The organism is Virgisporangium ochraceum, assembly GCF_016863655.1.
Lineage (GTDB): Bacteria > Actinomycetota > Actinomycetes > Mycobacteriales > Micromonosporaceae > Virgisporangium > Virgisporangium ochraceum.
Map to the genome: position 1 here is coordinate 78,293 of NZ_BOPH01000083.1, position 17,231 is coordinate 95,523.

At 73.8% G+C, this 17,231-nt stretch carries 23 protein-coding genes; 9 read left to right on the forward strand and 14 right to left on the reverse strand.

Going from position 1 to position 17,231, the window contains the following annotated elements; translation table 11 throughout:
- Window positions 1–128: 128 nt before the first annotated feature.
- From Voc01_RS29190 to Voc01_RS29205, 4 genes are all read left to right on the forward strand, one after another.
- Window positions 129–1,262 carry a hypothetical protein gene (locus Voc01_RS29190; protein WP_203930794.1) on the forward strand — a complete coding sequence of 378 codons (1,134 nt, stop codon included), beginning with the start codon at window positions 129–131 and terminating at the stop codon, window positions 1,260–1,262.
- A gap of 9 nt (window positions 1,263–1,271) precedes the next feature.
- Entirely contained in the window at window positions 1,272–2,885 is a 1,614-nt protein-coding gene (locus Voc01_RS29195) for an alpha/beta fold hydrolase (RefSeq protein WP_203930795.1), read from the forward strand.
- Window positions 2,886–2,947: 62 nt separating this feature from the next.
- Window positions 2,948–4,102, forward strand: a complete 1,155-nt coding sequence (locus tag Voc01_RS29200; protein WP_203930796.1) for an FAD-dependent oxidoreductase — start codon at window positions 2,948–2,950, stop codon at window positions 4,100–4,102.
- Entirely contained in the window at window positions 4,099–4,659 is a 561-nt protein-coding gene (locus Voc01_RS29205; protein ID WP_203930797.1) for an OsmC family protein, read from the forward strand. Before Voc01_RS29200 ends, Voc01_RS29205 begins: the two co-directional genes overlap by 4 nt.
- 1 nt (window position 4,660) lies before the next feature.
- Here the strand turns inward: Voc01_RS29205 and Voc01_RS29210 are convergent, their stop codons facing one another.
- From Voc01_RS29210 to Voc01_RS29240, 7 genes are all read right to left on the reverse strand, one after another.
- Window positions 4,661–5,383, reverse strand: a complete 723-nt coding sequence (locus Voc01_RS29210) for a class I SAM-dependent methyltransferase (protein WP_203930798.1) — start codon at window positions 5,381–5,383, stop codon at window positions 4,661–4,663.
- 40 nt (window positions 5,384–5,423) lie between these two features.
- Window positions 5,424–7,346, reverse strand: a complete 1,923-nt coding sequence (locus Voc01_RS29215; RefSeq protein WP_203930799.1) for a S9 family peptidase — start codon at window positions 7,344–7,346, stop codon at window positions 5,424–5,426.
- Window positions 7,347–7,365: 19 nt separating this feature from the next.
- Window positions 7,366–7,743 (reverse strand): hypothetical protein, encoded by a 378-nt coding sequence (locus Voc01_RS29220; protein ID WP_203930800.1) that lies wholly within the window; start codon window positions 7,741–7,743, stop codon window positions 7,366–7,368.
- A gap of 76 nt (window positions 7,744–7,819) precedes the next feature.
- Window positions 7,820–8,323 carry a nucleotidyltransferase domain-containing protein gene (locus Voc01_RS29225; protein ID WP_203930801.1) on the reverse strand — a complete coding sequence of 168 codons (504 nt, stop codon included), beginning with the start codon at window positions 8,321–8,323 and terminating at the stop codon, window positions 7,820–7,822.
- A gap of 4 nt (window positions 8,324–8,327) precedes the next feature.
- On the reverse strand, window positions 8,328–8,807 hold the full coding sequence (locus tag Voc01_RS29230) for a hypothetical protein (RefSeq protein WP_203930802.1): 480 nt from the start codon (window positions 8,805–8,807) through the stop codon (window positions 8,328–8,330).
- Between the two features lie 26 nt (window positions 8,808–8,833).
- The gene (locus Voc01_RS29235; RefSeq protein ID WP_239160562.1) at window positions 8,834–9,853 is read right to left on the reverse strand and encodes a zinc-dependent alcohol dehydrogenase; all 1,020 of its coding nucleotides are present in this window, start codon (window positions 9,851–9,853) and stop codon (window positions 8,834–8,836) included.
- Window positions 9,810–10,421: a carboxymuconolactone decarboxylase family protein gene (locus tag Voc01_RS29240; RefSeq protein ID WP_203930803.1), complete on the reverse strand. Its 612-nt coding sequence runs from the start codon at window positions 10,419–10,421 to the stop codon at window positions 9,810–9,812. The genes Voc01_RS29235 and Voc01_RS29240 overlap by 44 nt, the downstream gene beginning before the upstream one ends.
- Window positions 10,422–10,477: 56 nt before the next feature.
- Between Voc01_RS29240 and Voc01_RS29245 the strand changes: the two genes are divergently transcribed.
- The gene (locus Voc01_RS29245) at window positions 10,478–10,807 is read left to right on the forward strand and encodes a winged helix-turn-helix transcriptional regulator (protein WP_203930804.1); all 330 of its coding nucleotides are present in this window, start codon (window positions 10,478–10,480) and stop codon (window positions 10,805–10,807) included.
- A gap of 175 nt (window positions 10,808–10,982) precedes the next feature.
- Here Voc01_RS29245 and Voc01_RS29250 read toward each other — a convergent pair whose 3' ends face one another.
- Window positions 10,983–11,921, reverse strand: coding sequence for an AraC family transcriptional regulator (locus Voc01_RS29250; protein WP_203930805.1), 939 nt, complete (start codon window positions 11,919–11,921; stop codon window positions 10,983–10,985).
- 39 nt (window positions 11,922–11,960) lie between these two features.
- Here Voc01_RS29250 and Voc01_RS29255 point away from each other — a divergent pair, with 39 nt between their 5' ends.
- The 3 genes from Voc01_RS29255 (at window position 11,961) to Voc01_RS29265 (ending at window position 13,392) form a co-directional block, all read left to right on the forward strand.
- Window positions 11,961–12,452 carry a VOC family protein gene (locus tag Voc01_RS29255; RefSeq protein WP_203930806.1) on the forward strand — a complete coding sequence of 164 codons (492 nt, stop codon included), beginning with the start codon at window positions 11,961–11,963 and terminating at the stop codon, window positions 12,450–12,452.
- Between the two features lie 30 nt (window positions 12,453–12,482).
- Window positions 12,483–12,890, forward strand: coding sequence for a RidA family protein (locus Voc01_RS29260; RefSeq protein ID WP_203930807.1), 408 nt, complete (start codon window positions 12,483–12,485; stop codon window positions 12,888–12,890).
- 136 nt (window positions 12,891–13,026) lie between these two features.
- A complete protein-coding gene (locus Voc01_RS29265; protein ID WP_203930808.1) occupies window positions 13,027–13,392 on the forward strand; it encodes an RNHCP domain-containing protein in 366 nt (121 codons plus the stop codon).
- On the opposite strand, the gene Voc01_RS29270 is transcribed toward Voc01_RS29265, so the two are convergent.
- Window positions 13,379–13,789 carry a VOC family protein gene (locus Voc01_RS29270; protein WP_203930809.1) on the reverse strand — a complete coding sequence of 137 codons (411 nt, stop codon included), beginning with the start codon at window positions 13,787–13,789 and terminating at the stop codon, window positions 13,379–13,381. The two genes, Voc01_RS29265 and Voc01_RS29270, sit on opposite strands and share 14 nt — an antisense overlap.
- Before the next feature lie 9 nt (window positions 13,790–13,798).
- The gene (locus Voc01_RS29275; protein WP_203930856.1) at window positions 13,799–14,368 is read right to left on the reverse strand and encodes a DinB family protein; all 570 of its coding nucleotides are present in this window, start codon (window positions 14,366–14,368) and stop codon (window positions 13,799–13,801) included.
- Between the two features lie 30 nt (window positions 14,369–14,398).
- Between Voc01_RS29275 and Voc01_RS29280 the strand changes: the two genes are divergently transcribed.
- Complete coding sequence (locus Voc01_RS29280) at window positions 14,399–14,782, forward strand: VOC family protein (RefSeq protein WP_203930810.1); 384 nt, start codon at window positions 14,399–14,401, stop codon at window positions 14,780–14,782.
- 9 nt (window positions 14,783–14,791) lie between these two features.
- On the opposite strand, the gene Voc01_RS29285 is transcribed toward Voc01_RS29280, so the two are convergent.
- The 4 genes from Voc01_RS29285 to Voc01_RS29300 form a co-directional block, all read right to left on the reverse strand.
- Window positions 14,792–15,634 carry a septum formation family protein gene (locus tag Voc01_RS29285; RefSeq protein ID WP_203930811.1) on the reverse strand — a complete coding sequence of 281 codons (843 nt, stop codon included), beginning with the start codon at window positions 15,632–15,634 and terminating at the stop codon, window positions 14,792–14,794.
- A gap of 102 nt (window positions 15,635–15,736) precedes the next feature.
- On the reverse strand, window positions 15,737–16,510 hold the full coding sequence (locus Voc01_RS29290) for an MBL fold metallo-hydrolase (RefSeq protein WP_239160563.1): 774 nt from the start codon (window positions 16,508–16,510) through the stop codon (window positions 15,737–15,739).
- 71 nt (window positions 16,511–16,581) lie between these two features.
- Window positions 16,582–16,782, reverse strand: a complete 201-nt coding sequence (locus Voc01_RS29295) for a DUF6186 family protein (protein ID WP_239160564.1) — start codon at window positions 16,780–16,782, stop codon at window positions 16,582–16,584.
- Between the two features lie 36 nt (window positions 16,783–16,818).
- Complete coding sequence (locus Voc01_RS29300) at window positions 16,819–17,163, reverse strand: hypothetical protein (RefSeq protein WP_203930813.1); 345 nt, start codon at window positions 17,161–17,163, stop codon at window positions 16,819–16,821.
- Window positions 17,164–17,231 lie beyond the last annotated feature (68 nt).

Genomic DNA, 17,231 nt, shown 5'->3' on the forward strand with positions numbered 1-17,231 from the left:
GGCTACTCAACCATCCACTTTATCAAGCGTCAAGTTGAACTACTGAGTGAAGTCGACCTATCCACCGAGAGCAATCTGTCGTATTGTCAGAGAGTGATGCCTCAATCGACGCAGGGTCATGTTGACTGGTGGAAGCGGTGACCGCCACCGGCTGGGTCGCGCTGGGAATGGCCCTCTTCGGGGCCCTCAGCTACGGGGTCGGTTCGATCCTCCAGGCCATCGGCGCCATGCGCAGCACCAGCACGGTGCGCACGCTCGGCCATCCGCTGTACCTGCTGGGCGTGGGGTGCGACCTGCTCGCCTGGGGCGCGTCGATGGTCGCGTTGCGGGAGCTGGCGGTCTACCAGGTCCAGTCGATCCTCGCCGGGTCGCTCGCGGTCACGGTCGTCGCCGCCCGGCTGGTGCTGGCGTCCCGGCTGCGCGGCCGCGACGTGGCCGCCGTCATGGTGACGATCGCCGCGCTGACGGTCCTGGCGATGTCCGCCGGGCCGCAGGAGGCGGTGCCGCCGTCGGGTCCGCTGCGGCTGGGGTTCTGCGTGGCTGCGGTGGCGGTCGCGGCCGGCGGCTGGGTCGCGACGAAGGTCGGCTCCCCCGGCGTCGTGGCCGCGCTGGCGGGCACGGCGTTCGGTGGCGCGGCGCTGAGTGGACGCGCGTTGCCGATGCCCGAGGAGTCGGCGAACACGGCCGCGTTCCTGCTGGCACTGATCATGGAGCCGATGACGCTGGCACTGCTCGTCTTCGCGGCGTCCGGCATGCTCCTGTACACGAACGCGCTGCAGCACGGCCAGGTCGGCCCGGTCACCGCGGTGCTGTGGATCGGCGAGGTCGTCGCGCCGTCGGCGGTCGGGCTGCTCCTGCTCGGCGACTCGGTGCGGGCCGGTTGGCAGGTACCCGCCGCGCTGGCGGGCGTCGTCGTCATCGGCGCGGCGGTGGTGTTGGCGACCGCTCCGGCCTCGTCCACCACGTCCGCCGAGACCGCCGTCGTGCCGAAGCCGGCCGCGCCGGTCCCGGCCCTGTCGGCGCCGCTGTCGGCGCCGCTGTGGCCGTCGCTGGACGCCTCGACGCAGCTCCGGCCGTTCCTCGACCAGGAGTCGGGCGTGATCCGGTGGTGGGGGCCGCCGGTGGTCGACCGGTACGCCGGAACGTTCTGGTGGTGGGGCCCTCCGACGAGCCCGCAGCTGGTCTGGGTTCCGGCCGGCCGCCGGGTCGGCACCCGCTTCCGCGGCACGGCGCGGGTGCCCCGTCCGGAGGCGTATTTCTAGACTGCGCTCATGCTGTACCGGTCCGGTGACCTCGAGGTCGACACCGACGCGTTCGAGGTGCGCGCGGCGGGCCGGCCGGTCGACGTCGAGCCCAAGGTGTTCGACGTCCTCGTCCTCCTGATGGCGAACCCCAGCCGGGTGCTGTCCAAGGAGGAGCTGCTCGACGCGGTGTGGGGCAACCGTTTCGTCTCCGAGTCCGCGTTGACGACGGCGATCAAGCTCGCGCGCCAGGCCATCGGCGACAGCGGCCGGAAGCAACGGCTCATCCGCACGGTGCACGGCCGCGGCTACCGTTTCGTCGGCCCACTCGACGAGGTGGCCGACGGCACGTCGCCGGACCCGGACGTCGACCTCCACCCGGTCCCACCGACCCGGTACGTCGTGAGCGACGGCGCCTCGATCGCCTACCAGTGCTTCGGCGACGGCCCGAACCTCGTTCTCATCCTCGGCTTCGCCACCAACCTCGAGGTGCAGTGGGAGCACCCGGCGATCGCGCGGTTCCTGCACGGGCTCGGCGGGTTCTGCCGCGTCGTCGTGCTCGACAAGCGCGGCACCGGGCTGTCCGACCGGCTCGGCCGCGACGAGGCGCCGCCGCTCGACCAGCGGGTCGACGACGTCCGCGTCGTGATGGACGCCGTCGGCATGGAACGGGCCAGTGTCTTCGGCTCGTCCGAGGGCGGTTCGCTGTCGGTCCTGCTGGCCGCCACGCACCCGGAGCGGGTCGAACGGCTTGTCCTGCACGGCACCTGGGCCCGCCATCCCTGGCTCGACCGGCCCCACGACCGCGACCTGGCGGCGGTGGAACGGCGCTGGGGCAGCGGCCGCGTCTACTCCTGGCTCGCCTCGTCGATGGGCGCCACGGCGGCCGGCCGCCGTTTTCTCGGCCGGCTGGAGCGCCAGGGCGCCACGCCCGGCACCGCGCGCCGGCTCGTCGAGCTGATGAGCGCGATCGACGTGACCGCGCTGCTGCCGAGCATCCACGTGCCCGCGCTCGTCATGCACCGCAGCGAGGACGCGGTGTACGGGATCGGGCACGCGCACGACCTCGTCCGCGGGATGCCACACGCCGAGCTGGTCGAGCTTCCCGGCAGCGACCACTTCCTGTTCAGCGGCGACACGGCGCCGATCCTGGCCGCGGTCGAGCGGTTCGTCGCCGGCTCGGCGCCGGCGCCCGTCGAGGACCGGTTCCTCGCCACCGTCGTGTTCGTCGGGGTCGCGGACACCGGCGGCTTCACGCCGGTCCCGGACGATCTGGTCGCCGTGGTGCGCGACGGCGTGCGGCGCCACCGCGGCGAGCTCGTCAGCGTGACCGGCGACGGCCTCCTCGCCACGTTCGACGGGCCGGGCCGCGCGGTGCGGGCCGCCTGCGACCTGCGCGACGCGCTCGCTCCGCTCGGCACCGCCGTCCGGATCGGCGTGCACACCGGCGAGGTGGCGCGGCGTGGCGGGCACCTGTCCGGGATGGCGGTCAGCGTCGCCGGTGGGCTGGCCCGGGCGGCCGATCCCGGCTCGGTGCTCGCGTCGCGGACGGTCACCGAGCTCGTCGCCGGGTGGGGTCTGGCGTTCGCGGCGCGCAACGGGCCGACCGTCGCGGGGCTGCCGGTGTTCGAGGTCGTCGTCTGATCCTCAGAACCTCCTCAGGCTCCCACCAAGTCTCGCCGCGCGGTCCGCCGGATCGTGGTGGCATGACAACTCACGACGTGGTCGTCGTCGGGGCCCGCGCCGCCGGTTCCGCGGTGGCGGGGCTGCTCGCCCGGCTCGGCCACGACGTGGCCGTCGTCGACCGCGCCGATCCCCGCGGCGACACCGTGTCGACGCACCACATCAGCCGGACCGGCATGGTCGCGCTGCACCGCTGGGGTCTGCTCGACGAGCTGCGGGCGACCGGCGCACCGGAGCTGCGCGAGCTCACCTTCCACCGTCCTGAGGGGACGGTCACCCGGCCGCTGCGGCCGTCGCAGGGCATCGACCACCTGCTGGCGCCCCGCCGGTACGTGCTCGACGGCCTGCTGGCGGAGGCGGCCGTGCGGTCCGGCGCGCGGCTGCGCACCGGCCTGACCGTCGCCGGCGTGCGGCGCGACGGCAGCGGCCGCGTCACCGGGGTGCACGGACCCGGCGTGGAGCTGAGCGCGCGGTTCGTCGTCGGTGCGGACGGGCTGCACTCGCGGATCGCCCGCTCCGTCGGTGCCGCGATGGTCGGCCGCCGCCCGGACGGCGGGCAGTCGCGCTACGCGTACTACGCCGGGCTCAGCCGGTCCGGTATCGAGTTCTTCCTGACCGACGGCGCGCTCGCCGGCATCTTCCCCACCCACGACGGCGAGGCGTGCGTGTGGATCTGCACGCCGGCCGGTACCGGTGACCGCGACCTCGACGCTCTCGTGCGGCGGTTCGCACCGGGCCTCGCGCGACGGCTGCGTGACGGCCGGCGGACGTCGCCGGTCAGCGGCATGATGCGCTCGCCGAACCACCTGCGCGCCGCGTGGGGCGCGGGGTGGGCGCTGATCGGGGACGCCGGCTTCCACCGGGACCCCATCAGCGCCCACGGCATCAGCGACGCATTCCGCGACGCCGACATCCTCGCCGGCCACCTGGACGCCGTGCTCCGCGGCCGGGCGGACGAGCGGGCCGCACTGGGCGCGTTCCAGCAATACCGGGACGCGGCCGTCGCCGACATCTTCGACGTCACCTGTGCCCTCGGCACCTTTCCGCCCGTCACCGGGCTCGCCGACCTGATGCGCCGGCTCGGCCGGGCGGTCGACACCGAGGCGGCCGCGCTGGCCGCCGCGGGCAACCCCGAGGCGGCCGCGCCGGCCGCCGGGACAGAAATGGAGAACTCATGACCACGACGACGAACGACAGCATGCGCAACGGGGTCGACACCGCGACCCTGTTCGCCACCCTCGACGCGGTGAAGGCCGCTCCGGCGGCCGCCAGGTTCCAGTTCCGCGCGACGAACGAGTGGCTCACGGGTACCCACAACCGCAGCACGATCCACGGCTTCTTCGGCGTCGGCGAGGAGCGCGCCCACGAGCGCGCCTTCGACCTCGACGCCGACCATCCGGCCGTGCTCGTCGGCGGGGACAACGCGCCGACGCCGGTCGAGCACCTGCTGCACGCGCTCGCCGCCTGTCTCACCGCCGGTCTGGTCAACATCGCGGCGGCGCGCGGTGTGCGGCTCACGGAGGTGCGCTCCACCGTGACCGGCGACATCGACCTCAACGGGATCCTGGGGCCGGATCCCGCCGTCCGCAACGGTTTCGAGCGCGTCTCGGTGCGGTTCAGCGTGGCCGGCGACGCACCGGACGAGGTGCTGCGGGCGATCGTCGAGCAGTCACGGGAGCGGTCGGCCGTGTTCGACATGCTGACCAACCACGTACCGGTCGACGTCGAGGTCTGAGCTATCCGCGGGTCGCGCGGAACACCAGCAGCCGTCCCGCGCCCGCGCCGCCCTGCCAGTCACCGGCCCACGTGACGTCGGTGAACCCGGCCGCCTCCAGCTCCGCCCGGAACTCCTCCGCGGTGCGGAAGTACAGCGTGTTGGTGTAGACGCGGTCGGTCCCGTCGGGGAACACGTTGTGGGCGTCGAACACCACCCGCCCGTCGCGGACCTCGGTGACCTCCATCCACTCGCGGAGTCGCCCGACCGGGGTGTCGCGCTCGGTGACCCCGGTCGTCCAGTGCTCCCACTCCCGGAAGGCGGGGTCGCGGGTCTCGAAGCCGAGGGTTCCACCCGGTCGCAGCGCCCCCGCGAGCGACCGGAGGGTGGCCGGAAGGTCGGCGGGTGCGATCTGCATGATGGCGTTGCCGGTGCAGATCGCGAGGTCGACCGTCGCGGTCGGTTCGAGCACGGACGCGTCGCCGAGGATCCACGTCACCGCGTCGCTGCCCGGCTGGCGGCGGGCGTGGTCGAGCATCGTGCGGCTCGGGTCGATGCCGGTGACGGTGCGGCCCGGGCCCGTCAGCGAGCGGGTCAGCAGACCGGTGCCGCAGCCGAGGTCGACGATCGAGCGGGCGCCGGTCTCGTCGGCCAGCGCGCGGTAGTGGGCGTGGTCGGGGCCGGCCGGGTTGTCGAGGTCGTACAGCTCGACGAGGTCGGTGTCGCGGAAGGGATCGTCGGTCACCGACGGACCGTAACGACCGCGCGGGCCGCGCACGAGCCAATTAGCCGAGCCACCGGTCGAACCAGGACCGCGTGCGGCGCAGCACGTCCAGCTGGTGCGTGCGTTCGCGGATCGGGTGTCCCTCCCGGGGATACACGACGTACTCGTGCGTCACCCCGAACCGCCGCAGCGCGCGGTGGAGGAACTCCGCCTGCGACAGGGGGACGTTCGTGTCGTTCTCGCCGTGCAGGATCAGCACCGGCGCCCGGATGCGGGAGGCGTACGAGATCGGGCTGAGCCGGTGGTGCGGGTGCGGACCCGGTCCGTCCCAGCCGTTGCCGCCACCGAGCGCGGCCTCGAACGGTCCCCATTCGCCGGTCGCGGCGAGCATCCCCCAGTCGCTGATTCCGGCGCCCACCACCGCGGCCCGGAACCGGTCGGTGCGCGCGACCGCCCACGCGGCCATGAAACCGCCGTGGCTCCACCCGCCGATGCCGAGCCGCCGCGGGTCGGCGACGCCCTCGTCGACGAGCAGGTCGACGCCCGCGCAGATGTCGCCGAACTCGTCGAGGCCGACGGCTCCGGCGACCCGCGCCGCGAACTCGTGGCCGTATCCGGTGCTGCCACGCGGGTTCGGCAGGAACACGGCGTAGCCCACGGCCGCCAGCCACTGCGCCGACGGGTACCAGTCGAGCATGAGCCGGTCGGTGTAGCGGCCGTACGGTCCGCCGTGCACCAGGGTCACGAGGGGGAACGGCCCGTCGGCGCGGGTCAGCCCGGGCGGCAGCACGAGCAGCCCGTCGAGGTCGAGCCCGTCGGCTGCCTTGTACCGCAGGCGTTCCTGCGTTCCCCACCGCACGTCACGCAGTTCCGGCCGCAGATCGGTCCGTCGCGTGAGAGGTCCGCGCGTCGGTCCCGCGTAGACGTTCCAGGGTTCGGGTGACGCGCTGAGCACCGTCGCCACTCGTGCGCCGGGCCGGTCGGCTGTCAGGCTCCTCGCCTCGCCGCGGAGGCGGCAGACCTCGACGAGGCCCGCGTCGAGCCGGTGCACCGCGGTGTCGAGCCCGTCGGCGACCAGCACGAGCGGCTGTCCACTGTGGACCTGCACCAGCTCCGTCGGGCAGACCGTCGCGCCGGCGGTGAGGACGCGGTGCTCCCCCGCCGGCGCGTCGACCGCGACGTCGAGGACGACGGTGCCGCCCACCGGGGCGGTCTGACCGAGGTACGCGAGATGCCAGCCGTCGTCGGCGTTCCACCAGGCCGGCGACGACGCGTCGAGCGCGGCCGGCCCGAGGTCGCGCACCGCGCCGGTGCGCGGGTCGAAGACGTGCAGCGCCGTGTTCAGCATCCCCGGGTCGATCTCGGGGGTCGACCAGGTCAGCACCGCGAGCGGTCCCCCGTCGGGGTGCTCGACGACGTCCACGACGTGCCGGTCGCCGAAGCCGTCCGGCGTGCGCACCTCGCCCGTCCGCACATCGAGCAGCCGCAACCGGTCCGGGCGGACGTGCTCGCTCCACACCCGGGCGTCGTCACGCTCGTCCCGGCGCCGTCTGTCCTCAGTGGACGGCTCGTCGGCCGCGAGAAACGCGACGGAGCCGGCGAGCGGACGGTGGCCCGACACCCCGCCGTCCCACGCCGTGACCGCCGAGACCACGCCGCTGACCGGGTCGACCTGGTGCACCTGGGCGGTTCCCCGCTCCACCCGGTCGGAGAGGAAGTACACGACGGACGAATCGGCGTCCCACCGCGGCGCCGCGTCGTCCGAGTTGCCCGACGTCAACCGCCTCGGCGTCCCGTCGCTCCCGCTCCCGCCGTCGACCCCGCTGTCGACGGCCACCAGCCACAGGTCACCGACCGGGTGGTCGCCCACCCGGCCGCAGGCGGCGACGGAGTACACGGCCCACCGGCCGTCCGGCGACAGGGCCACCTCCCGCGGCACCGGACCGTCGACCACCGCCTCGGCGGCAAGCTGCGTTTCGGTCACACCGCACGATAGCGGACCCTCAGCTGATGCGGCGGCTGTCCACCACGCACGTCAGCACGGGGTCGGACCCGATCGGCACGAGCGGGAACCAGCAGATCGACACCTCGACGCGGTCGATCGACGTGAGCGCGCCGGTGAGGTCGAAGCTCCGCGCGACCACCGAGTTGTCGGCCTCGATCTCCATCGTGTCGACGACCGTCGTTCCCGAGTACGCGGTGTAGACGGCGTCGGTGTCGGGGAAGTTGTCGCAGCCGCCGGTCTCGTCGTCGGTCACCACGGCCGTGACCCGCACCGACCGCACGAGGCTCTCCGGTGCCCAGGTGAGCCGGCCCTCCGCGGAGCCTTCGCGGCAGGTGCCGGCACCGGCGACCGAGATGGTCCCCGTCCGGCTCGGCACCGGCGTCGGTACGGCCGCGGCCGGCGCGGCGGGGAGCAGCGTCGCGGCGCCAACCAGCGTCGGAAACCGGACGCACTCAGGTCGACGCCCTCAGCCGTGCCTTGAAGTCGTCGTAGGCCACCTCGACCGGGTGCAGGCCGTCCGTGCTCCCGCTCAGCTCGGACCGCGGGATGGGCGGCCGTGGCGGCCACCGCCCGGCCGCGCCGGGATCGCCGGCGAGCACGCGCCACGGCGGCGCCAGCCGGATCCCGCTGGTCGCCTCGCCGAGAAGCACCTCGACGAGCACGGCGTCGGCGGTCAGCCACTTGTGGGTCCCGGCGCCCTTCGACCCGTCGTGCCAGTGGTCCCAGCCGTACAGCGCGCCGGTCACGCGCAGCCGCTCCCGGTCGCGCCACGCCGCGGCGAACGCTCCCTTGTGGACGCCCACCAGCAGATCGACGTCGCTCACCCCATCGGCCCGGCCGGACGCCAACGACCCGATGACGACGACCACCTCGACCCACGGCAACGCCGTCACCCGTTCCCGCAACAGGTCGAGGTACCGCTGCTGCCGCTCGGGCCGACCCAGTGCCGCCACCACGCTCCTATCTCAGTGCGGTTCGTTCGTCGACCAGCCGGGTGGGTGTGCCGGCGAACAGGTCGGGCCCGGCCGGCCCGTAGGCGAGGTTGAGGGTGTCGAGGCGGTAGGACCACGCGCCGCCGAGGGCGACCGGCATCGAGAAACGGTAGTTGATGTGCCAGCGGACCCACTCGCCGGCGCGCAGCCACACCGCCGGCGGGCGGCGACGGCGGTCCGGCATGCCGAAGGTGGCGGGCGTCAGCCGGACCCGCAGCCGGCCGTCGACCTCGGCCAGTGTGACCCGCCCGCGGTCCGGAAGCGCCGACGCGCAGGTCTCCCGCGGCGCGAAGCCGGTGGCCTCGTCGAGCAGCACCTCGTGCCACAGCGGCAATGGTCCGCGCGGCACGGGGAACCCCACCGGCACGGCGTTGCGACGGGCCGCCGCGGCGCCGCCCCGCGAGGCCTTCGTCCACGACGTGCGGACCCACTGCGCGATCACGTCCATCCCGCCATCATCGGCCCGGCGCGGCGTCACGGCTCGACGATCACCTTCAGCCCGGGACGGGTGACCGCCGCCTCGAACGCCTCCCGTACCGCGGTGAGCGGGAACCGGTGCGTCACCAGTCCGCGCACGTCGACCAGGCCCGCCAGCACCAGCGCCGTCGCCCGCGGGTAGACCTCCTTCATCCGGCGGACCATCACGATCGTCAGCCCCTTGCGCCGCGCGACGCTCGCCGGGAACGCCGACGTCTCGGTGCCGGGGATCCCGGCCAGCACGACGCGTCCGCCCGGGCGGACGGCGTCCATCGCGGCGGCGATCGCCGGGTCGGTGCCGGCGATCTCGAACGCGACGTCGACGCCGAGGCCGGCGGTGAACGCCGCGAGCCCCGACACGTACGCGCCGTCGGCCGGGTCGAGCACCTCGTCGGCGCCGCGCTCCGTGGCGGCGAGGCGGCGGTGCTCCAGGGGGTCGGCGGCCACGATCCGGGCGGCGCCGGCGGCCCGGGCGACCTGGATCAGCAGCAGCCCGATGGGCCCGCATCCGATGACCGCGACCGACCCGCCCAGCGGGATGTGCCCGAGGTCCACGGCGTGCACGGCGACGCCGAGCGGCTCCAGCATCGCCCCGTCGGCGTCGGTGAGCGCGTCGGGCAGCGGGTGCAGCCGCGCGGTCGGCCAGGCCAGGTAGCGCTGGAGCCCGCCGTCGCGGGTGGAGTGGCCGGAGAAGACCAGCGCGCGGCACAGGTTCGGGTGCCCCCGCAGGCACAGGTCGCACGCGAGGCACGGCACCGCCGGGTCCACCGCGACCCGGACGCCGTCGAGGCTTCCACCCTCGACGACGCCGGCCAGTTCGTGACCGCCGACGAGCGGGTGCGTGATGCGGGCGTCGCCGATGCCCCCGTCCTCGTACCAGTGCAGGTCCGACCCGCAGAGCCCGACGGCGGTGACGCGGACGAGGCTCTCGCCGTCGACCGGCACCGGTGCCGGCTCCTCCGCGAGGCGCAGGTCACGGGCGGCGTGGAACCGCGCGGCGAGGTTGAGGGTCGTCATCGGGCCAGGTTACCGAGTCGAACGTCGGCGCTCCGGGCTCGCCGGGGAGCCGGGCGGCCCGCACCACGTAGGAGATCGCGTGGTACCAGCCGCAGATGAGCATGAGGTCGACGACGCCGTCGGGTCCGACCGCCGCGGTCAGCGCGTCCCACTCGTCGTCGGTGAGGTCGTGCCGGGTGTGCAGGGCGTCGACGGCGGCGAGCACCGCCCGGTCGGCCGGGTCGGTCCAGCAGGCGTCGGTGGCGGCTCCGCCGGTCACGGAGCGGAGCTGCGCGTCGGTGAGGCCGGCCTTCGCCGCCAGGAGCGCGATGTGGACGCCCCACTCGTACTCGGCGCCGCAGAGTGCCGTCGTGCGGTCGATGACCAGTTCCCGGTGCCGCAGCGACAGCGCGCACCGGCGGGAGAGGTAGTAGCTGCCCCAGCCCTGGATGGCGCGGGCCCGGTCGGGGCGGCGGGCGAGCGCGCGGAACAGGGCGAGCGGTGGGCCCAGTGCCTCCAGGGCCGCGGCGGTGTCGTCGTCGTACGGCGGTTCGGTGTCCACCCGCGGCTGGTTCGATTTCCGAAGCATGGCGGCACGCTATCATCAGTGCTTCGGAAACAAAAGCAATGGGACGGAGTGAGCACGTGTCGACTCCCCTGCCGGGCCGCCCGGTACGCGGGTCCCGCTCCGGGCGGCCCGTGATGGCGATCCTCGACCTGCTGGGCCGCCGCTGGACGCTGCGTGTCCTGTGGGAACTGCGCGCCGACCCGGTTCCGACGTTCCGGACCCTGCAGCACCGGTGCGACGGCGTCTCGTCGAGCGTGCTGGCCGAGCGCCTGTCCGAGCTACGCGAAGCCGCCCTCGTGGAACGCACCGAGGACGGCTACCGCCTCACCGACCAGGGCCGGACCCTGCTCGACACGCTCGCGCCGCTGGAGACCTGGGCGCGGACCTGGCACCCGACCCCTCCGTGACCCGGCCCACTTCCAGCCCAGCCGCCCCCTTACCCGGTCCCCAGACGCGCCGCGCCGCCGCCCCTCACGTGGCGATCGACGACGCTCGATCCAGTGCAGGAAGCGCGCCGAAAACCACACTGGATCGAGCGTCGTTTATGTAAGCCCGCGGCGCGCGTCAGCCGGCGGCGCCGCGTCAGCCGGCGGCGAGTGCCCGGCGGCGCCATTCGCCCGGGGCGCAGCCGACCTCGCGGCGGAACGCCGCCGCGAACGCCACGTCCGAGGAGTAGCCGACCCGGGCCGCCACCGACGCGACCGTGGCGCGCTCCGCGCGGAGCAGCGTGCGCGCCCGTTGCATCCGTGCCGCCTGCAGGTACCGGATGACCGGCTCGCCGACCCGCTCGGTGAAGCGGGCCGCGAACGCCGCCCGCGACAGGCCGGCCGTGCGCGCCAGCCCGGCGACCGTCCACTGTCGACCGAGGTCGGCGTGCAGGGCACCCAGCGCGGCCGACACATACGGGTCGCGCAGGCCGGCGAGCCAGCCGGGACGGTCGACGGTCATGGCGTGGTACCGCAGCGCCCGCACGAGCAACGCGTCGGACAGCCGCGCCATCACCAGGTCGCTGCCCGGCCCGCCCTCGAACGCCTCGGCGCTCAGCGCGTCGATGTACGGACCGAGGCCGCTGCCGCCGGGCACGTGCAGCACGTCGGGCAGTCCGCGCAGGGCCGGATGCCCGCTCTCGCCTACCAGGAACGCGCCGCACACCACCACGGTGTCCACTGTGGACCCGCCGATGCGCAGCCGCGTGCCGGGCGTCCGCGCCGCCACCTCGATGCCCGACACCACCGGCCCGGTGCGCGGCGTGGAGCACAGCTCGTGCGCGTCGCCGCCCGGCAGGATCACGAGGTCGCCGGTGTCGAGCGCGGTCACGGTCCCATTGGCCTGGACCAACGTGCAGCGCCCCCGCGCGACGATGTGGACCCCGCGCACGCCCGCCTGGTCGAACCCGACGCGGAACGGGGTGCCGAGCTCGAGCCACCGGTACGCGGCGGTCTCGAGGCGGAGTTCCCGCAGCAGCGTGCTGAGGACGTCGACCGGCGGCTGGACGGACGCTGTGGTTTCCCGGACGGTCACGCATGGATTGTCCGACCAGCCGGTCCTACCGTCGATCGCATGAGCGACATTCTCGGCTTTCTCCAGGTCAAGCTGCCCGTCACCGATCTCGCCCGCAGCGTCGACTTCTACTCCCGGCTCCTCGACCTGCGCCTGTGGGTGGAGATAGTCGAGCGCGACGTGGTGCGCGGCGCCGGTCTCATCGACCGCGACGGCCGGTTCAACATCGCGCTGCGCGACCGCGAGGTGTGCGCGTCGACGCCCGACCTCACCGGTTTCGACGTGGCCGCGTTCCGGCCCGCCGACCGCGACGCCCTGGTACGGCTGGCCGAACGGTGCGACCGCGAGGGCTTCCCGCACAGCGGCGTCACAGACGGACCCACCGGCGCGGTGCTCGACGTCACCGACCCCGACGGCACGGTGCTGCGCTTCTACCACTTCACCCTGCCGACCGAGGGATTCACCGGCGTCGTCTTCGGCGACGGTGGCGTCGAGACCGGTCACTACGCGTCTCCGCGCCTGGCCGCCAACGTCTCGGCGTACGGTTCGTAGAAAGGAACGACCCGAGCCGAAGGAGCACCCATGCCCGTCGAGCTGATCAATCCGGACGGCCTTCCCGCACCCGAGAACTTCGCCCAGATCGGCCTTGCCACCGGCAGCCGCACGGCCTACATCTCCGGGCAGGTCGCCCGCGACGCGGCCGGGAACCCGGTCGGCGCCGGCGATCTGGCGGCCCAGGTCGAGCAGGCGTTGACGAACATCAACATCGCGGTGGAGGCGGTCGGCGGCACGTTCGCCGACGTGGCGAAGCTGACCGCGTTCGTCGTCGACTGGACGCCCGACAAGCTCGACCTGGTGATCGCCGGCGCGGTGCGGGCGGCGGAGAAGCTGGGCATCGACCCGGTGAAGCCGGTGACGCTCGTCGGGGTCGCCGCGCTCACCGAGCCGGACATGCTCGTCGAGATCGAGGCCGTCGCCGTCCTCGTGTGATCGATATTCGCTTGACCGGGACCGCGGGCGCTGGTTCGCTGGCGCCCGTCCGGCCCCGGTGTGGGGCCCGTTCGAGGAAGGAGGCGAGATCGATGTTCGCCCGGTGTGTCACCTGTTCCTCGAAAGGCTTCCAGGCATGTCCTTCGCCCGCTCCTTCCGCTGCGGCCACTGCGGTGTAGACGTCTCACTCGACGCGCCGGGTACGTCGCACCGCAACCACTGTCCACACTGTCTCTGGTCCCGCCATCTCGACCGCAACGTCCCCGGCGACCGCAGGGCCGGCTGCTCCGGCGCCATGGAACCGATCGCGGTCACCGTACGCGGCGAGCGTCGATGGGTGCTGATCCATCGATGCACCGGCTGCGGACGCCTGCGGCTCAACCGCACCGCCGGCGACGACAACGTGCTCCTGCTGATGCAGCTGGCCGCGATGCCGCTGGCGATGCCGCCGGTCCCGTACGCCATGGCTGTCCCGGTCGTCGGGGAGGTCACGCACTCCTGAAGTCCGCCTCGGTCATGCCGGCCGGGTGGCCGGGCGGCCACTGCACGAGCTCGATCCGGTACCCGTCGGGGTCGGTGAGCCATGACGTGCGCATGCCCGGCCCCAGGTCGGCCGGCGGCTCGGCCGTGACATCGTTGGCCGCGAACCCGGCGATCGCCGCGTCCAGGTCGTCGACCTGGATGACCAGGTGGTTGACGGCGCCGATGTCGGTGACCGGCCGGGCCGCGTCGTGCACGAGTTCGAGGCTGGCGAACGGGTCGTCGGGCAGCTTCAGCATGGTGAGGCTGCCGAACCCGGTCTCGGGCACGGTGCCGAGCACGGTGTAGCCGACCGCGGTGTAGAAGGCGAGCGACCGGTCCAGGTCGGTGACCCGCAGGCCCAGGTGCAGCGTGCGCATGGCAGGAGCCTAGGTCCAGGCGCGGGCGGCCCGCTCGACCGTCGCGTGGCGGGTCGCCCAGAAGGCGGCGTCGCGGGGTGGTGCGGCGGCCGTCCGGCCGTCGAGGGTCTCGCGCAGGATGTCGGCGTGTCCGGCGTGCCGGGTGGTCTCGGTGAGCAGGTGCACCAGCACCCCGAACAGCGTCACGTCGGGGCGCGGCCACCAGGGGACGTGGCCGGGCGCGTCCAGGGCAAGCGCGCCGACCGTCGCGTCGGAGTGGGCCCACACGCGGCGGTACCGGTCGACGATCTCCTCGCGGGTCTCCGTCCCGGTGGCCCACAGGTCGGTGCCGCGCTGCCCGACGTCGTCCCAGCGGGGCAGGGGCTCGGGGAACGGCCGGTCGAAGACCTCGCCGAGGTACCGCGACTCCCAGAGTGCCAGGTGCTTCACCAGGCCCAGCAGGTTGGTTCCGGTGGGCGTCAGGGGCCGGCGCACGTCGTACTCGCCGAGGCCGTCGAGCGTCGCGACCATCTCCTTCCGCACGTCGGCCAGGTCGGTGTAGAGGTGGTCCTTGGCGGCCCTGGCCGCGTCGTCCAGCACGGGCCCGATCATGCCCGTAGGGTCCGCGGCATGGCAACGCACTGGACGCTCGGCTGCGACGCGGCCGACCCGCACCTGCTCGCCCGGTTCTGGGCCCACGCGCTCGGCTACGTGCCGGAGCCCGGCTACGACGACCCCGACGGTGCCTCGATCGTCGACCCGGACGGGAAGGGACCGGCGATCAGCTTCCTCCGGGTACCCGAGGGCAAGGTCGCCAAGAACCGGGTGCACGTCGACCTCCGGGTGGCGGGCGAACCGCCGTGGGACCCGGACGAACGCGAGCGGCTGGCCCGGGCGAAGGCGGCCGACCTCGTCGAGGCCGGTGCGACGGTGACCGGCGAACAGCTGTACGGCGGGCAGTTCGGCCACCTCGTGATGCGTGACCCGGAGGGCAACGAGTTCTGCGTGGCGTGAGCCGGACGCTCAGCCGGTCCCCTTGACGCTGCCCGTGACCTCGCCCTTGTCGTGCCAGGCGTAGCAGCGTACGTAGTGGTCGCCGCGGTTCCACACCCGTTGGCTGCCCAGCGAGGCCATGTAGCCGAGGCGGCTCGAGCCGGTGACGTAGCGGTCGATGACGTCGTAGCACTGCTTGTAGAGCCCGGAGCCCTTCGGGTCGGTGGGCCGCTGGGTACCGGGCACCTTGAACGCACCCGCGTACTCGGCGTCGTGCGGCTGGGTGCAGTCGGTGGGGTTCAGGTAGTCCCATCTGCCGTCCGACTGCAGGCCCACGGCGGTGAAGCAGCGACGGGCCACGGCCGCGTCGGCCTTCGCCAGGTTGCGGACGGTGCCGCGGCGCCGGGAGACGGCGTCGGAGGTGTTGACGGTCTCCATCAGGTCGCACCGGAACCACCGGCCGCCGCCCTCCCACTGCAGCGACGACGGGACGGTGACGCCGAGCCCGACCCGGGCGTCGAACCACTGCCCGCCCAGGAACTCGACCGCGAGGCCCTCGCACGCCTCGAAGAGGCGCACGTAGTCGGCGCTGCCCTCGCTCGGGCTGGCGGTCAGGGCGTCCGGGACCTGCCCGACGTGGAACGTCTCGATCGTGTGCGCCTCGTCGCACGAGATCGGTGGCCGCGTCACGGTGTTGGTCTCGTAGATGAACCGCACCGGCGCGTCGTGGCAGCCGACGCCCGGCACCTTCGCCTTCGCGTCGACCATCGCCGTCCAGTCGTCGACGAGGTCGCCGTCACCCGGTGTGCCGCAGCCACCCACCGTCACCGTGATGACCGCAGCGACGAGCCACCGCCCCCATGCCCGTTCCATTCGACAATGGTCGAGGTATCGATCCGTCCGTCCGGTACCCGGAACCGCGTCCGTTACAGGTCCGCAACGCTGCCGGCGCGACCCCGGCGCGAGCGGCGCGGTTCAGCCCGGCTGGGACGCCGCGAGCTTCGCCAGCGCCTCGGCCGCACCGGTGGTGAGCGGCGCGCCGTGGCCGGGCAGGATCACGCGGACGTCCAGCGCCGCCATCTTGCGCACCGACGCCGCCGCCTGCGTCATGTCGGCGGTGTTGCGCGGGTCGGGTCCGGCCAGCCCCTGGGTCGTGCGCAGCGCGTCTCCGGCCGCGAGAACGCCGGTCGAAGGGTCGAAGACCGCGATGTGCCCGGCCGTGTGCCCGGGTGTCCCGATGATCCGCAGGCCGAAGATCTCGTCACCGTCGCCGACGGGCTTGACCGGCACCCGGATCGCGCTCACGTCGGCCGCGCCGGTGTACAGCGACCCGGCGGTGACCTTCGGCGCCACCTCGGCCGCGCCACCCGCGTGGTCCTGATGCCGGTGGGTCAGGATGACGTGCCTGACCGCGCCCCAGCTGGCACCGGCCGCGGTCAGTCCCGCCTCGATCGCCGTCCCCGACCCCGGCGTACCGAGGTCGACGATCGCCGCCTCGCCGCCGCGCACCAGGATGTAGGCGGAGACGAACGACAGGTTGACCCGCTGCCAGCCGCCCAGCGACTCCCCCGCCGCCTCGGCCGAGGCCGGGGGCCCCGCGGCGGAGGGCCGCGCGGAGGAGGGCGGCGCGGACGGCGGTGCGGCGGACGGCGTCGACGGTTTGTCGCCGGAGCAGCCGGTCACCGTGGTCACGACGGAGATCCCCACGACTCCGGCGCCGGCGGTCACCAGTAGGCGCCTGCGGGTCATTCTGCGATCGTTCACCGTTCATGCCTACCGCACGGGGCACCCGCGGGCCACCGGGTCACCCGTACCCCGGTTCACCGGGCCAGGAAGTGCCATCCCGTCCAGAGCCAGGCCCCGAACACGAGCACCCGCCCGGTGCGCGTGGCCAGCGCCGCCGTGACGGTCCTGCCGAGCGGAGACACCGCCGACCCGGACCGCCGGGCCCACCACTCGACGACGAGCGCCGCGGCCACCAGGCCCACGAACGCCAGCGCGATCACGTCCCGGGGCGTCACGCCACGACCCGCGGCGTCACGCAACGACCCGCCGCGTCACCGGCGCACCAGCCAGACCCCGGCGCCGAGCCAGAGCAGGTACCCGACGACCCGCCCCGGATACGTCGCCAGCACCGGGTCGAGCAACGTGCTCAGCGTCGGCCACGCGAGGTCGTTCGGACCGGCGAGCAGCGCGACCTCCACCGCGACCACCACGGCACCGAGCCCGCCCCACACCGCCACGGAGGGGGTGCCGACGGGTGCGGTCACCGCGGGCCGTCTGCGCATCCCGTACCACGCCACCGGCACCCCGACGAGCATCACGGCGACCAGCGCGGGAAGCGTCAGCGGACGGCAGAACGCCGCCACCCCCGCGTACCCCAGGATCCCGAGGCCCACCACCGGCCCAGCATAGGACCGCCGCGATCCCGGTCCGGCCCCGTGGCGTGGGCCGACCGACGCCGGCCCAC